At 70.2% G+C, this 14,614-nt stretch carries 15 protein-coding genes; 8 read left to right on the forward strand and 7 right to left on the reverse strand.

Going from position 1 to position 14,614, the window contains the following annotated elements:
• Entirely contained in the window at positions 1 to 948 is a 948-nt protein-coding gene (locus ACEYYH_RS05420) for an SDR family oxidoreductase (RefSeq protein ID WP_374977239.1), read from the reverse strand.
• A 280-nt stretch (positions 949 to 1,228) separates the two neighbouring features.
• On the opposite strand from ACEYYH_RS05420, the gene ACEYYH_RS05425 reads away from it, so the two are divergent.
• Complete coding sequence (locus ACEYYH_RS05425; RefSeq protein ID WP_374977240.1) at positions 1,229 to 1,552, forward strand: YdeI/OmpD-associated family protein; 324 nt, start codon at positions 1,229 to 1,231, stop codon at positions 1,550 to 1,552.
• Between the two features lie 16 nt (positions 1,553 to 1,568).
• On the opposite strand, the gene ACEYYH_RS05430 is transcribed toward ACEYYH_RS05425, so the two are convergent.
• The gene (locus ACEYYH_RS05430; protein WP_374977241.1) at positions 1,569 to 2,060 is read right to left on the reverse strand and encodes a heme-degrading domain-containing protein; all 492 of its coding nucleotides are present in this window, start codon (positions 2,058 to 2,060) and stop codon (positions 1,569 to 1,571) included.
• A gap of 157 nt (positions 2,061 to 2,217) precedes the next feature.
• Entirely contained in the window at positions 2,218 to 3,240 is a 1,023-nt protein-coding gene (locus ACEYYH_RS05435; RefSeq protein ID WP_374977242.1) for a helix-turn-helix transcriptional regulator, read from the reverse strand.
• 61 nt (positions 3,241 to 3,301) lie between these two features.
• Here ACEYYH_RS05435 and ACEYYH_RS05440 point away from each other — a divergent pair, with 61 nt between their 5' ends.
• Positions 3,302 to 4,363 carry an ATP-binding cassette domain-containing protein gene (locus ACEYYH_RS05440; protein WP_374977243.1) on the forward strand — a complete coding sequence of 354 codons (1,062 nt, stop codon included), beginning with the start codon at positions 3,302 to 3,304 and terminating at the stop codon, positions 4,361 to 4,363.
• The gene (locus ACEYYH_RS05445) at positions 4,360 to 5,154 is read left to right on the forward strand and encodes an ABC transporter permease (protein WP_374977244.1); all 795 of its coding nucleotides are present in this window, start codon (positions 4,360 to 4,362) and stop codon (positions 5,152 to 5,154) included. Before ACEYYH_RS05440 ends, ACEYYH_RS05445 begins: the two co-directional genes overlap by 4 nt.
• A 179-nt stretch (positions 5,155 to 5,333) precedes the next feature.
• On the opposite strand, the gene ACEYYH_RS05450 is transcribed toward ACEYYH_RS05445, so the two are convergent.
• Entirely contained in the window at positions 5,334 to 6,677 is a 1,344-nt protein-coding gene (locus ACEYYH_RS05450; RefSeq protein ID WP_374977245.1) for a diguanylate cyclase, read from the reverse strand.
• 233 nt (positions 6,678 to 6,910) lie between these two features.
• Between ACEYYH_RS05450 and ACEYYH_RS05455 the strand changes: the two genes are divergently transcribed.
• Positions 6,911 to 7,351: a MarR family winged helix-turn-helix transcriptional regulator gene (locus ACEYYH_RS05455; RefSeq protein WP_374977246.1), complete on the forward strand. Its 441-nt coding sequence runs from the start codon at positions 6,911 to 6,913 to the stop codon at positions 7,349 to 7,351.
• Positions 7,352 to 7,379: 28 nt separating this feature from the next.
• Here the strand turns inward: ACEYYH_RS05455 and ACEYYH_RS05460 are convergent, their stop codons facing one another.
• Positions 7,380 to 7,724, reverse strand: coding sequence for a hypothetical protein (locus ACEYYH_RS05460; protein ID WP_374977247.1), 345 nt, complete (start codon positions 7,722 to 7,724; stop codon positions 7,380 to 7,382).
• Positions 7,725 to 7,882: 158 nt separating this feature from the next.
• Here ACEYYH_RS05460 and ACEYYH_RS05465 point away from each other — a divergent pair, with 158 nt between their 5' ends.
• The 3 genes from ACEYYH_RS05465 to ACEYYH_RS05475 all read left to right on the forward strand — a co-directional run bounded on the left by ACEYYH_RS05465 (position 7,883) and on the right by ACEYYH_RS05475 (position 12,298).
• Positions 7,883 to 8,629 carry an EAL domain-containing protein gene (locus ACEYYH_RS05465; RefSeq protein WP_374977248.1) on the forward strand — a complete coding sequence of 249 codons (747 nt, stop codon included), beginning with the start codon at positions 7,883 to 7,885 and terminating at the stop codon, positions 8,627 to 8,629.
• 25 nt (positions 8,630 to 8,654) lie between these two features.
• The gene (locus tag ACEYYH_RS05470) at positions 8,655 to 11,687 is read left to right on the forward strand and encodes a hypothetical protein (protein WP_374977249.1); all 3,033 of its coding nucleotides are present in this window, start codon (positions 8,655 to 8,657) and stop codon (positions 11,685 to 11,687) included.
• A 92-nt stretch (positions 11,688 to 11,779) separates the two neighbouring features.
• Positions 11,780 to 12,298 (forward strand): hypothetical protein, encoded by a 519-nt coding sequence (locus ACEYYH_RS05475; RefSeq protein ID WP_374977250.1) that lies wholly within the window; start codon positions 11,780 to 11,782, stop codon positions 12,296 to 12,298.
• Between the two features lie 193 nt (positions 12,299 to 12,491).
• Here the strand turns inward: ACEYYH_RS05475 and ACEYYH_RS05480 are convergent, their stop codons facing one another.
• A complete protein-coding gene (locus ACEYYH_RS05480; protein WP_374977251.1) occupies positions 12,492 to 13,169 on the reverse strand; it encodes a GntR family transcriptional regulator in 678 nt (225 codons plus the stop codon).
• A gap of 8 nt (positions 13,170 to 13,177) precedes the next feature.
• Positions 13,178 to 13,567 (reverse strand): YccF domain-containing protein, encoded by a 390-nt coding sequence (locus ACEYYH_RS05485; protein WP_374977252.1) that lies wholly within the window; start codon positions 13,565 to 13,567, stop codon positions 13,178 to 13,180.
• 90 nt (positions 13,568 to 13,657) lie between these two features.
• Between ACEYYH_RS05485 and ACEYYH_RS05490 the strand changes: the two genes are divergently transcribed.
• Complete coding sequence (locus ACEYYH_RS05490; RefSeq protein WP_374977253.1) at positions 13,658 to 14,539, forward strand: CHAD domain-containing protein; 882 nt, start codon at positions 13,658 to 13,660, stop codon at positions 14,537 to 14,539.
• Positions 14,540 to 14,614 lie beyond the last annotated feature (75 nt).

The following is a 14,614-nucleotide window of genomic DNA, read 5'->3' on the forward strand; positions in this document are numbered from 1 at the left end:
TCACCGACCGAGAGGCGCGACCCGCACGCCGGTGAGCTGCTCGGAGAGCTCCCAGACGCGCCGGGCGTCGGTCTCGCTTTGCAGGCGTGAGTACATCGGCTGTTCGGCGGGGAGTCCGCTGAGGCGGCGGAAGCCCTTCGGGCCGTAGAGGTGGCCGCCGCGGGCGTCGGGGCTGGTCGCCGCGTAGACCGCCGAGAGCGCCGCCGACGCCGGAGTGCCGAATAGGAGGCCGCGCCGCGACATCGCCCGGATGAATGTGACCGCCGTGGTGTCGGTGGGCCGCCCCATGCCCGGCTGCGCGGCGAGCAGGTTCGTGGGCGTGACGCCCGGATGCGCGAGGGTGCTGCGGATGCCCCAGGACGCAGCATCCGATCTCCGCTGCAGCTGCATCGCGAACAGGCCGAACGCGATCTTCGACGAGCTGTACGCCTTCATCGGGTCGTAGCCGCGCTCCCAGTTGGGGTCGTCCCAGTTCACGGCGCCCTGATCGGCGGCGATGCTGACCTGGCTGGTGACGTGCGCCTTCGCCTCGACGAGCAGCGGGAGCAGCTGCGCGACGAGCGCGAAGTGACCGAGGTGGTTCGTCGCGAGCTGCAGCTCGAACCCGTCAGCGGAGAGTTGCCGGGTCGGCGGTGTCATCACGCCGGCGTTCGCGATGAGGAGGTCGATGGGGCGGCCCTCGTCGTTCAGTTGCGCGGTGAGGGTGGCGATCGACTCGAGCGAGGCGAGGTCGAGAGGGAGGACACGGATACTGCTCTCCGGCGTTCGCCGGCGGATCTCGGTTGCCGCCGCCTCGCCCTTCTGCGCGTTGCGGACGGGCATGAGGATGTCGGCGCCGGCGCGCGCGAGACGCGCGGCGATCTCGAGGCCGACGCCGTCGCTCGCGCCGGTGACGAGGGCGAGCTTGCCGGTGAGGTCGGGAACGGGGATGTCGAGAGGCTTGGGCATGAACGGCTCCTGGGTCGGTGGGTCTTCTGCTCATGCTGGGCGCGGGCGCGAAACTGATTCAGGGCGCGGTTATCCGGGGACTGAGGATCCGTGGCTGTGTGGCTTCTCGATCGCGGGTCTGCGTGCGAGGCTTCGGGCGTGAGCACTCAGCGACGTTTCCGCACGGTGGTCGCGGTCGACCGACGCGGACGCACCATCGTGCCCATCCCGTTCGATCCGGACGAGGCGTGGGGGCGTGAAATCGCGCCACCCGGTGCGCGGCACGGTCGCAGGGTGTTCGATGCGGGGCAATGTCGAAAAGCACGACGACGGGCCCGCCATTGCGCTCGGGCCGACGTGGACCCGGATACCGCTGAAGGACGGCTCCGAGGTGGAGGTCGTGCTCGAACCTGAAGGACCGCAGCGGAGCGACCTGGCCCCCGACGTCGCGGCGGCGCTCGACGCTGCGCCGGATGCCGGGGCGTTCTTCGACTCCCTCGCGCAGTTCTACCGCAACGCGTGGCTGAAGTGGATCGACTCGACCAGGCGCAGTCCCGAGCAGCGTCCGCTGCGGATTGCCGAAATGGTGCGGAGCCTGCAGGAGGGGCGCAAGATGCGGCCTTAGGCGTGCAGACTGGGCGTCAGGCGTCGGCGCGCGAGGTGTCGGCGAGCCAAGCCCGCAGGTGCTCGACCACGAACGCATGGTCCTCGGCCTGCGGGAGGCCCGAGACGCCGACGGTTCCGACGACGCCGACGCCCTCGATCGTGATCGGGAACACTCCACCGTGCGCCGCGTACTGGGTGGTGTCGAGGCGGCCGTCGGTGTCGAAGTCGCCGCCGGCCGCGCGGAACGCCAGGCCCACGCCGAACGACGAACGGCCGTACCGGCGCGCGACGCGGGTCTTGCGGTCGAGCCAGCCGTCGTTGTCGGCGCTCGAACCCGGGAGCGCCGTGTGGAACACCCGGGCTTCGCCGAGGGTGATGCCGATCACGATCGGCAATCCGAGAGCCGCCGCCTCCTCGCGCATGCGGGAGCCCAGAGCCCAGGCATCGGTCACATCGAAGCGGGGGAGCACCACTTCCGCCTCGTCGGCTTCGACGCGGGCGAGCAGGGCGGCGGTGTCGTCGGTCATGGGACGAACGTACTCGCTGGCCGACAAAGGCCGACCTCCCGGTCCCTTTCGGCGCCGCGGTTCCTCCCCACGCAGCGCCGGCTCCTCCTGAACGAACTCAGACGCGCCAGGACCGCATAGACACTCCTGCGGGCGCTGCCGCTCTTGACGAGCTGGGTCACGCCGGCAGCTGGCGCTCCCGCGCCGACGCCCGCTCGGGCGGCACGGGCGGGGCGGGGGCGTCGAGGGCACGCAGCATCCGTTCCAGCGTCTCGCGCAGCTCGTCCCGCGCCGGCGAGGCGAGGTCCGTCGTGTACTCGACGCCCGCGGGGATCCAGGTCAGGCCGTACATCGTCTCGCGGAAGTCCGAACCGCCCACCGGCCACCGCGTGTGCGTCGCATCCTCGGCCGTCGCGCCTTGGCCCCACTGGCCGAAGTACTCGCGCATCTCGTCGAACGGCAGCTCCATCACCGCGTCCGCCTCGACGGCCTGCCGCACCCACGACCGCGCGACGAAGATGAACTCCTCGACCTGCTCGGGGGTCAGCGGCCTTGGCTCGAAGAGCACACGCGTGTGCGCGACATCCGTCAATCTGTCCACCCGGAAGGTGCGCCAGTCGTCCCTCTCGAGGTCCCAGCAGAGCAGGTACCAGTGGCGGTCGGCGGGCGCGAGGGCGTGCGGCTCGACGCGGCGGTGCGTGACCTCGCCCGACGCCGCGGTGTACATGAAGCGCACGCGCTCGTGGTCGCGGGTCGCCAGCGCCAGCTCGCCGAGCACCTCGCCCGACACCGCGGCGCCCGCGTTGAGTCCCGCGGGCTGCACCGTCTCTGCCAGCGCGGCGACGCGGCGTCGCAGGGGAGCGGGCAGCACCTGCTCGAGCTTCGCGAGCGCGGTGAGGGTCGTCTCGGGACCACTCACGAGTCGCTGGGATGCTGCCACCCGCAGCCCGATCGCCATCGCCACCGCCTCTTCGTCGGTGAGCAGCAGCGGCGGCACGGCGCTGCCGGCCTCGAGACGGTAGCCGCCCGCCGCCCCGGGGATCGACTCGATCCGGTAGCCGAGGTCGCGCAGCCGCTCGACGTCGCGCCGCACCGTGCGCTCGGTGACGCCCAGCCGCTCGGCCAGCTCGGAACCCGGCCAATGACGGTGCGTCTGGAGCAGGTTGAGGAGCGAGAGGGCTCGGGTGGTGGTATCGGACATGCGACAAGAATCTCATGCATCGCGGACAGGATCTGTCCGCATCCACTCCTAGCTTGGGGGCATGGCGAACGAATCGATCATCCAAGCGCAGGGTTTGACCAAGCGCTTCACCGTGAAAGGCAAGACCGTCGAGGCCGTCACCGACCTCGCGTTCGAGGTGGCGCGCGGCGAGCTCGTCGCATTCCTCGGACCCAACGGCGCCGGCAAGTCGACCAGTCTGCGCATGCTCACCACCCTGATCCCGCCGACGTCGGGCACGGCGCGGGTCGTCGGGTTCGACATCCTGAAGCAGCCCGCCGAGGTGCGTGCCCGCATCGGGTACGTCGGACAGCTCACGAGCGGCAGCTTCTCGCAGCGCGCCCGCGACGAGCTGCTGAGCCAGGGCGCGTTCTACGGCATGTCGAAGGCGGCTGCCCGCGCCCGCGCCGACGAGCTGATCGAGTCGCTCGACCTCGCGGGTTTCGCGTCCCGGTCGGTGCAGCAGCTCTCGGGTGGGCAGAAGCGCCGGCTCGACGTCGCCCTCGGCCTCATGCACGCGCCGCCGCTCCTGTTCCTCGACGAGCCGTCGACCGGACTCGACCCGCAGAGCCGCGCCAACCTCTGGCAGCACATCATCGACCTGCGCGCGCAGTACGGCACGACGGTCTTCCTCACGACGCACTACCTCGAGGAGGCCGACCGCTACGCCGAACGGGTCATGGTGATGGACAGGGGGCGCGTGATCGCCGACGACACCGCGGCCCGGCTGAAGGCGGAGCTCGCGGGCGACGTGCTCACGTTCGGCTTCGCAGATGCGACGGATGCTGCCGCCGCCGTCGCCGTGGTTCAGCAGCTCACCGATCGCGAGGTGCGAAGGGAGGCGGCATCCGTCGTGCTCACGGTGCCGGAAGGCGACGCGCTGCTGCCCGCCGCGGTGCGCGCGCTCGACGCGGCCGGGCTCACGGTGCAAACCGCGACCGGTGTGCCGCCCACGCTCGACGACGTTTTCCTCGCACTCACCGGCCGCACGCTGCGCGAGGCCGGCGAAGGGGAGAGCGAACCCGAAGAGAACACGACGGACGCGGAGGGCGCAGCATCCGTCACCCCTGCACAGATGAGCGAGACGACAGGAGTCCAGCGATGAGCACTCAGATCGAGACCCGGCCCGACACCGCGGTGCGGGCGAACCCGGCGCGCGACACGTGGAACGTGCTGACCCGTGAGCTCAGGCCGGTGGTGCGCGATCCGTTCACGTTGATCTTCAGCCTCGTGCAGCCGCTGGTGTTCCTCGGGCTGTTCGCACCGCTGCTGGTCGGCTCGTCGGGTGCACCGGTGGGGGAGACGCTGCAGTGGTTCGTCCCCGGCGTGCTCGTGATGATCGTGCTGTTCGGCACCGGTGCGACGGGGTCGAACCTGCAGTACGAGATGATGACGGGCTCGCACGAGCGCACGCTGGTCGCGCCGCTGGCGCGCTCGTCGCTGCTGGTCGGACGCGCACTCAAGGAGATCGCGCCGATCGTCGTGCAGGCGCTCATCATCGTGCTCATCGCGTGGCCGTTCGGGTTCACGATCAACGTGCCGGGTCTCGTGATCGGGCTCGCGCTGCTTGCCGTGTTCGGCGTCGGCCTCGGGTCGCTGTCGTACACGCTGGCGCTCAAGACCAAAGACCGTGAGTGGCTCTTCTGGGGCGTGCAGCAGACGCTGATCTTCCCGCTGCTGATCCTCTCGGGGATGCTGCTGCCGTTGGATGAGGGGCCCGCGTGGATGCGCGCGGTGTCGACGGTGAACCCCGTGAACTGGGTCGTGCAGGCCGAGCGCGCGCTGTTCGCGGGCGACCTCGGTGCGGTCGAGGTGCTGTGGGGCTGGATCGCCGCGATCGTGCTTGCGGTGGTGGGGCTCGCGGTCGGGATTCGGGCGATGCGCAAGAGCAGCTGACGCTCCTCACTGCTCGATCGACTCGGCGTTTCGACTCGCAAGCTCGCTCAACGAGCGAGACTCAGGGGTCGGTCGTTGAGCGGAGGGCGCTCTGGCGCCCGCAGTCGAACCGCCTCGGGCTCGCGTTCTGCGCCGGGTCCGGGGCGTTTCGACTCGCAAGCTCGCTCAACGAGCGAGACTCAGGCTGCGGAGGCGGACACGTGATGGGCGACGGCGACGCGGTCGCCCCCGGCCATCTTCGCCTCGTACATTGCGTGGTCGGCGGCGCGGATGAGCTGGTCCATCACCGGGGCGCCGTCGTTGCCCACCGTGACCACGCCGACGCTCGCCGTGATGGTGAGCACGGGCGGCAGCTCGTCGTAGGGCTCCGCGATCGCGGCGCGGATGCGGTCGGCGAGCACCGCGGCGTCGCCGACGCTGTCCACCGCGGCGACCGCGATGAACTCGTCGCCGCCGAATCGTCCGAGCACGTCCGACTCGCGGATGACCCCGCGCAGCCGCTGCCCGATCTCATGGAGGAGCGCGTCTCCGGCGGCGTGACCGAGGAGATCGTTCACCGCCTTGAAGCCGTCGATATCGATGAAGATCACGGTCAGCGCAGAGTAATCCTGGAAAAGCGTTCGGGTGACGTCTTCTTCGATCAGTCGGCGGTTCGGGAGCCCGGTCACCTCATCGTGCATGGCCGCGCGCCGCAGCGTGTCTTCCAGACGGATCCGCGCGATCGCCTGGCCCGCCTGATTCGACAACGCCTCGGCGAGCGGAACGGCCTCTTCGTCGAACTCGCGTGGGTGATCGAAGAAGCACACCATCGAACCGACCGCGTCACCGTGGGAGCGCATCGGCGAGGCGATCGCCGCGTGAACTCCGCCTGCCCCGAAGATCTCGCGCATGTCGACCCCGGGCACGTAGGAGTTCGCGTCTTCGGGAGAGCGCACGATCAGCACCTTGCCGGCGAGCATGGTCACCGTTCCGGTGGGCCGCAGGCCCGCCGGCCAGTGTTCGGCGAGCGGGTTCACCCCGGCGATCTGGGTCAGTCCGTCGGGCCCGCTGATGTGCACGCTGACCGCGCTTGCGGCGAACGCCCGCTGCGCGACATCCACCAGGAGTTCGGCCGCGTCGACCTCGGTTCGGACGTTGCCGAAGCCGACTGCGGCATTGAGCAGGATCTGCAGGCGCTGCCGGCCGCGTTCGGTCTTGGCCTCGGCGCCCCGGAATCCCAGGTTGAACGCCGACCGCGCCGACACGTCGTAGACCACGATCCGGTCCACCCCCGACTCGTCTTCGCCGAGGGAGCCGACCACCACGGGGCGGACGACCCCTGAGACGCCGTGGAGAGTGGCATCGGTCGGGCGCTCGCCGTCGGCCTCCGCCAGTGGCATGCGCAGGGTGAGCAGGGCTTCGAGCGGCTTTCCGATGACGTCCACGCCGTCGGAGCCCAACCACTCCAGCACCTGCGCGTTCGCGTCGAGAATCGTCGACTGACGATCGACCGTGATGAGCCCGCAGCTTGCGAGACCTAGCATGGGAGCCTCATGGCACGCGCGGCCATCAGGATGCGGCATCCGATCAGGGCGATTTCGTGGGTCACGGTTGCCTCCTGGCCTTTGTATCGAGGCAGTGAGTGTGGGGCACGGCGGGTAGCGTCGTGTGTGCGGGTGAGTTGAGCCTAGTCGATGCTTCGCGGAATTAGGTAAATATCCTAAATTTTCGGGCACTGACTATTCTGTTATCGAAGCGATTGGGGGAGAATGGCGTCATGGCGGACGACACCCCGGCGCTGACCCTCGGAGTGGCGCTGCGCCGGTACCTCGACGCGCGCAACGCAGCGTTGGTGACGGCGCGCACCAGCCTCGGCATCACCGACACCGATGCGCGCGCCCTGTTGTTCGTCGTGGGCAATCCGGGAACCCGGCCGACGGCGCTCCGTGAATACCTCGGCATCACGTCGGCAGGCGTGACAACCCTGATCGATCGACTCGTCAGCCGCTCGCTCGTACGACGCGATGTCGACCCGTCCGACCGGCGGGTGAACCGCATCACCGCCACGATCGACATCGCCGAAGACCCGTGGTCGGCCCTCAACCGGTTCGACGACGACTTCGACGTCGCGGTCAACGCCGCCGATCCGGCCCTGGTCGAGAGCTCGACCGCGCTTCTCGAGGCCTTGACCGCGGCGACGGTGGGCGCACGGCGCTGACGCGCCGCCCCCGGCGACGAGCCGCCGGTCAGGCGATGTCGATGCCCTGATACGCCTGCGACTTCGCCTCGAGGAATGCGCACAGTTCGGAGACTGCGGCCAGCTCGGCAGACAGCTTCAGGCACCCGGCTGCGTCGAGCACGAGGTTCTCTTCGCGGGGCTCCATGGTCGCGACCCATCCGGTGGCGTCCTGCGTGACCGGTTGGATGAAGACGCCGGTCGGAGCATGGCCGAGCCGGAAGAACACCAGGCCGGTGTTCGCCCCGCCCTCGCCGTCCTGAACCATCACGCGTGCGGCGTCGGCCCCCGGCTTTCCTTGCGCACGATACTCGGCGAGCCAAGACTCCAACGTCTTCAGACTCCGAAACGCCATCGCGATCCTCCTGCTGCGTCTGCGACGAGAAAAGTATAGGGATCGGGGGATCCGTCCTTGAAGTGCGCACACGAGCGCGGCGAAGACGGACTGTACCCGATTGCGGCTCCTCGTGCGTCGGCTTGCGATGGGGGCCCTGCGCAAGGCTGACTGGAGAGATGCCCACCACTGGAGACCTCGCGGAGGATCTGGCCGCCGCTGTCGGCGATTCCGAGATCTTCGCCGTCTACCAGCCGCAGGTGTCGTTGGAGAGCGGATCGATCGTGGCCGCCGAGGCGCTGTGCCGATGGCGGCATCCGCGGTTCGGTGACATCGACCCCGCGACGATGATCGGCGTCGCCGAGCGCAGCGGCGTGATCCATGCGCTCGGGCGACGGATGCTCGACGAGTGCCTCGACACGCTCGACGACTGGCGTGGGACGGGCCGTGACTGGTCCGTCGCCGTCAACGTCTCGCCGCTGCAGTTCGAGGACGAATCGTTCGCCGAGCACGTCGAAGGCGAGTTCACTCGACGTGGGCTCGCGCGCGGTTCCCTCGTCTTCGAGCTTCCCCACGATCTGCGGCCGGTCCACGATGATGCGGTGCTGACGCAGCTGCACCTGCTTCGCGAGGTCGGGGTGGAGTTCTCGCTCGCGGGCTCCGGTGAGGCGTCTGCGTCGCCCGCCCTTCTCCGAAGCCTTCCGGTCGCCGAGGTGAAGCTGCCGGGCGAACTGGTGCGCGCCGCCGAGCGACCCGCGCCGGCGTCGTTGCGCGATCAGGTCGAGGTCGCGCACGCGCACGGTCTGCGCGTGGTCGCCGAGGGGATCGAGACCCTCACCCATCTCGACATCGCGGTGGAGCTGGGCTGCGATCGTGCGCAGGGCTTCCTCATCCGTCAGCCGCACCCAGAGATCGTCTTTCCGTAGGCCGCCGCGGACCTAGGATCAAGGGATGACGACGGCGCGACGGCGAGGCATCCTCGCTGTCGTCACCGCGATCATCCTGCTGGCGCTCGGCGCCGGGGTCGCGTTCGCCGTCGGTGACGCGCTCGGCATCCGCACCGAGCCGTCGACGCAGATGGAGCCCGAAGCCCCTGTCGTGCCGGCGGTCGCCGAGCCCGTCCTCCCGCCAACCTTCACGTTCGACGCACCCGGCACCGAGCGGGTGTCGGTCGCACTGGAGGAGTTGACGGATGCTGCGGCCGCAGCATCCGGAACCTCCGGCGAAGCCGTGCTCACGGTGCGGATCGACCCGACGCTCATCGCGACCGACGACGCGTACGCGCTCGAGGGGGACGCCACCGCGCTGCTCATCCGCGCCGGCAACGAAGACGGCGTCACGCGCGGCATCTACGACCTGGCGAACCAGATCCGAGCCGCCGCACCGATCACCGACCTCATCGGCGAGCACGAGGGGTCGCGCCTGCCGCTGCGCATGACCGACCTCGGCGCGGTCGGCGTGATCCCCGACCCGGCGGAGTGGGAGTCCGGCGACGACTATTCGCACGCGTCGAAGGCGTTCGCCGCGGTCATGCAGCCCGAGCCGCCGTACGTCGACGAGACCGCGCTCGCCGCCGCGTTCGAGGACTTCGACAGGTTCCTGCGACACTCGCTCGCCAACGGGTTCAACGCCGTCGCGTTCCCCGGGTTCGTCGAGTACGTCACGTTCGACGACGCGCCCGACGGGCCGGTGTACGCCGAGGGCGACGACCACCGCGACAAGGCGCTCGCCCTGCGCGACGCGTACGCGCCGTTCTGGGAGCGTGCCGACGAGCTCGGCATGAAGGTGTTCCTGCGCACCGACATGCTCGCCCTCACCGGCCCGCTCGAGCAGTACCTCACCGACGAGTTCGGGTCGCTCGACACCGAGAACCCCGAGCTCTGGAGCGTCTACACCGCCGGCCTCGATGAGCTCTACGACGCGGTGCCCGCGCTCGCCGGCGTGCTCATCCGCATCGGCGAGGCGGGGCCGGTCTACGACGTCGGCGGCTGGGACTACTACTCCGCGCTCGAGGTGACGTCGGTCGACGCGGTGCGCACGATGCTCGAGGCTTTCACGGGGCAGGCCGAGGCATCCGATCGCGAGGTGATCTTCCGCACGTGGTCGGTGGGCGTCGGCGCCGTCGGCGACATGCACACGAGCTCCGCGTCGTACGAGGCGGTGCTCGGCGGCATCGACTCGCCGGCTCTGATCGTGTCGACGAAGTACACGCTCGGCGACTTCTACACCTGGCTGCCTCTCAACGACACGCTCGAGCAGGGGTCGCAGCGGCGCATCGTCGAGTTCCAGAGCCGGCGCGAGTTCGAGAACTTCGGCGCGTTCCCCAACGACCTGGGCCCCCAGTACCAGTGGGCGCTGCAGCAGCTGCTCGCCGCGAACGATCAGGTCGAGGGGGTCTGGGTCTGGACCCAGGACGGCGGCCCGTGGCGTGCCGGGCCTATGAGCCTGTACCTGACGTCGGGGTTCTGGCAGCTCTACGAGCTCAACACGCAGCTCGCGGGGGCGCTGGCGCAGAACCCCGAGGCCGACATCGCCGATCTCACCGCGGCGTGGGCGCGCGAGTACTTCTCCGAGGACCCCGCCACGGTCGAGGCGATCGTCGAGGCGATGACGCACTCGCGCGATGCGATCGCCCAGGGCATGTATGTGCCGCAGTTCGCGGAGCAGCGGGTGTTCGCGATCGGGCTCGAGCCGCCACCCATGATGTGGATCTTCGAGTGGGACATTCTCACCGGCGACTCCGCCGTGCTCGACGTGCTGTACTCGATCGTCCGCGACAGCGCTGACGACGGCGTCGAGGCGGCCATCGCTTCCGGTGCCGACGCTGTGGAAGCGGTCGAGCAGATGCGCGATCTCGTTTCGGAGACGGATGCTGCCACCTGGCACTCCTCGGAGATCCGGGCCGCGTTCCTCGGCACGTTGGACTACGAGCTCGACACCCTCCGCCTGCTCGAGGCGTACCGCGCGATGATCCTGCACCAGGGACAGTGGCACGACACGCTCTCGGCCGAGGCGCACGCGCAATGGGATGCGGATCGCGTCGTGTACGAGGCGCGTGCCGGGGAGCACCTGGCGGCCTACGAGGGGAACATCGACTACCCCGCGTTCAACCTCACGGCCGCGCAGCTCGGCGTGGAGCGCGCGGAGCGCGACGAGTCCATGGCGTGGATCGCGCGCGTGCTGCTCGTGCTCGCGATCGCCTGGGTCGTGATCGGCATGCTCGCCGCACGCACGCGCCTGGTCGCCAAGCCCGGCGCCGCGGCGGCACGCGCCACGTGGATCGCGTCGACGCGTCCCTGGCGGGCGCGCGAGTCGACGCTCGGCATGCTCGAGCTCGACCGGTGGCTGCTGCTGATCGTGCCCGCAGGGCTGCTGATCGCGACGCGCGCGGTGCAGACGTCGCTCCTCTCGTGGACGCACCTCGCTGTCATCATCGGCGCCTGGGTGGTGTTCGCCCTCGTGCTGCGCCTCTTCGTCTGGGAGCGCTCGCCGTGGCCCGTCATCGCCGCGGTCGGCGGGGTCGTGATGCTGCGCTGCATCGTGACGCTCTTCGCCCTGTCGTTCACGGGGCCGGGCGGTTACTGGTTCGCGTTCTGGACCGACCCCGTGCTGCGCACGGTCTACATCACCGTCGCGTTCGCCCTGTTCGTGTGGGTGTTCGTCGCGGCCGGATGGGCACTGTCGGCGCAGGTGCGCGCGCGCCGCGCGACCGGGTACGTGCTCGCCGCGGTGGGTGCGGGACTGCTCGTGCCCGCGGTGGTCGTCGGGTTCGTCGGCCTCGAGACCGCGCTGACGGCCTGGAACGACGAGATGGGCCTGCTGCCGTGGGGCCTCGCGCGCATCCTCGGCATCACGACCTACCTCGAGATTCCCGCCGAGACTCCGTGGGCGGCCGCCGCGTTCGGTGGCGCGCTGCTCGTCGTCGGCCTGCTGCTGGCGGTGCCGTGGCGCAGGCGGCGGGGCGCAGCATCCGTCCCCTCCTGACGGAGGGTGTGCGCGGCTGAGCGTGGTCGGACCACACGAATCTGAGGGGTACGTTAGAAACATCCCCGAAACAATTCGAAGAGGTATTCACCATGCGCTCACGAAGCACAGCACTTCTGTCCATCGCCGCCGTTTCCGGCCTCCTGCTCGCCGGCTGCGCGTCGACCGCCGACTCCGAGCCCACGGCCACGTCGGCCGCCGACTCCGTCGTCGAGTCGTCGGTGACCGAGCCCGCCGCCGCCGGTGAGCGCGTCGGCGCCGACGGCAACGAGCTCGAGGTGTGGAGCAGCATCGTCCCCGACGAGAGCGCTGCCGCCACGCTCGACGAGCCCGCCGAGGGCACCCAGTGGGTCACCGTCAACGTCGCCCAGTGGGTGACCGACGAGGGCCAGTCCGACGTCGACGTCGCCCCCGTGCTGCGGTCGACCGACGACGAGTCCTTCTCGGCCGAGGCCGTCTCGCAGCGCGCCGTCGAGGTGCCGATGACGCCCGAGAAGTCCTACACGTTCGTGTGGAGCTTCCAGGTTCCCGAGGACCTCGTCGACGCCTCCACGCTCGTGCTGTGCGTCGGCGAGGGTGACGAGGGCTGCAGCAGCCTCGCCGCCGAGTGATCCCCGGCGTCGACCGCCCCACGGCCGGCGCCTGATCCACCGCGTTCGCGCCGTGTGCCTTCGGGCATGCGGCGCGTTCGCGTTGGTGGGCGGTGGGTTGCGAGACCGCGCGATAGCACCGCGGCTGTGACTGCGACGGTGCTGTTGTGAGGTCTCGTGTCCAACGGGACGAACGGCGTCGGTCGGGTGCGCTTCAGGCGCCGAACATGATCTCGTGGCAGAGGGCGCGGCTCGTGTCCACGTGGCGCTGCGCGACCTCCGCGGCCGCGTCGGCATCACGCTGCGCGAGGGCCTCGACCAGTTCCCAGTGCTCGGCGAGCAGGATCGCGGGGGAACGGTTCTGGCGGAGCACCCAGTGCAGCCGGCCCTCCAGCGGTTCGAGGGTCGAGGCCAGGATGCGGTTGTGCGCCATGCGCGGAAGGGTGTCGTGGAAGGCCTGATTGTGGTCGGCGACCGCCTCGAGGTCGCCCCGCGCGAGGGCGGCATCGGCCTCGTCGGCGATGCCCGCGAGCGCCTGGATCTCCGCATCCGTCGCCCGTGCGCTCGCGAGCCGCGCGCACTGCACGTCGAGGGCAACGCGCACGTCGAACAGGTCGTCGACGTCCTCCTTCGCCAGCACGGTGACGATGACCCCGCGACGCGGCACCTCCTGCACGAACCCCTCGCCCTTGAGGAGGGTGAGCGCTTCGCGCACGGGAACGCGCGAGACGCCCATCTCCTCGGCGAGCACGCGCTCCACGAGGCGGTCGCCGGGCACGAAGTCGCCGCGCACGATCCGATCGCGAAGAAGGTCGCGCACGCGCTCGCGCAGCGGCTGATGCGTCGCGCCGATCGTGGATGCGGCGGGGGTGGGACGCGGCTGTGCGGTCATGCGCGGGATCAGACCGGCTGCAGTGTGCGGCTGTCGACGATGACCTTGCCGAGGGGCATCAGGGAGATCGGGACGAGCTTGAAGCTCGCGATGCCGAGCGGGATGCCGATGATCGTGATGCACAGGGCGATGCCGGTGACGATGTGGCCGATCGCCAGCCACCAGCCGGCGAGGATCACCCAGACGACGTTCCCGAGGAACGATCCGACGCCCGATGTGGGCTTGTCGACGATCGTGCGGCCGAAGGGCCAGAGGGCGTACAGCCCGATGCGGAACGAGGCGATGCCCCACGGGATCGTGAGGATCAGAACGCAGAGCACCGCCCCCGCCAGCATGTAGCCGAGGAACATCCAGAAGCCCGACAGCACGAGCCAGATGATGTTGAGGAAGGTGCGCATGGGGTCCATCTTGCCGACTCCCGGCTGAAAGCTCTCCCCGGCCGGCCCCCGGATCTTCCCCGCCGGGCGGCGCCTCTCTAGGCTCGGGGGATGCGCAGGTCGCGGAAGGACTCCACCGTCGGGGAGGTGGTCGGCGAGATCGTGCGCCGTGCCGCTGTCGAGGTCGAAGACACCGCCGCTGCCGCCCTGGCGGACGAGCCCGACGGTGTGCATCAGCACCGCGTGCGGGTCCGGCGTCTGCGCAGCGTGCTCGGCGGCTTCCGCGGGGTGCTCGACACGCGGTCGGCCGAGCGCCTGCGGGTCGCGTACGCGGAGTGGGGGCGCGAACTCGGCGTCGTGCGTGACATCGAGGTGCGCGCCGACGTCGCGGAACAGCTGCTGGAACGCGCCGAGATCGATGACCCGGCGATCGTGCAGCGGCTCGTCGACAGCGAGCGGGAAGCGTATCCCACGGCGCACGAGCGGCTCCTGGAGCTCGCGCGCTCGCCGCGGGCTGAGGAGCGCGCGCGGCTGCTGCGGGAGTTCGTCGAAGCGGCGGGCGTCGTCGAGCCGGACCGGCCGGCAGCCGACGTGCTCGCGGCGGTGTTGGTGAAGCAGGCCCGCCGTGTGGAGAAGGCGGAGGGCCGCCTCGACGGCTCTGACGAGGCGCACCACGAGCTGCGCAAGGCCGCGCGCCGCACGCGGTACGTCGCCGAGGCGATCGCCGACGTCGCCCCGGAGCTGTACCCGAAGCAGGTCGAGGCCATCGCGGAGGCCGGCGACGACCTGCACGACGCGCTCGGCGCTCACCGCGACGCGATGCTCCTCGCGAACCGGGTGGCGCACGAGGGCGCGCTCGCGGGCCGGGCGGGCGAACTGTCCGATGCGTACGCGACGATCGCCGACCTGCTGCGCGACGAGGCGGAGGAGCGGCTCGAGGAGGTTCCTTCCGCGCTGCGGAGGCTGAAGGACGCCGCCTCGCGATTGCCGTGAGACGCAGCATCCGTCCGCTCTGGAAGGGCGGGAGACGGGCAGCGTCGGTGTCGGCGCGCGCGCCTAGACTTGACG

It is taken from the genome of Microbacterium trichothecenolyticum (assembly GCF_041938625.1).
Classification (GTDB): domain Bacteria; phylum Actinomycetota; class Actinomycetes; order Actinomycetales; family Microbacteriaceae; genus Microbacterium; species Microbacterium trichothecenolyticum_D.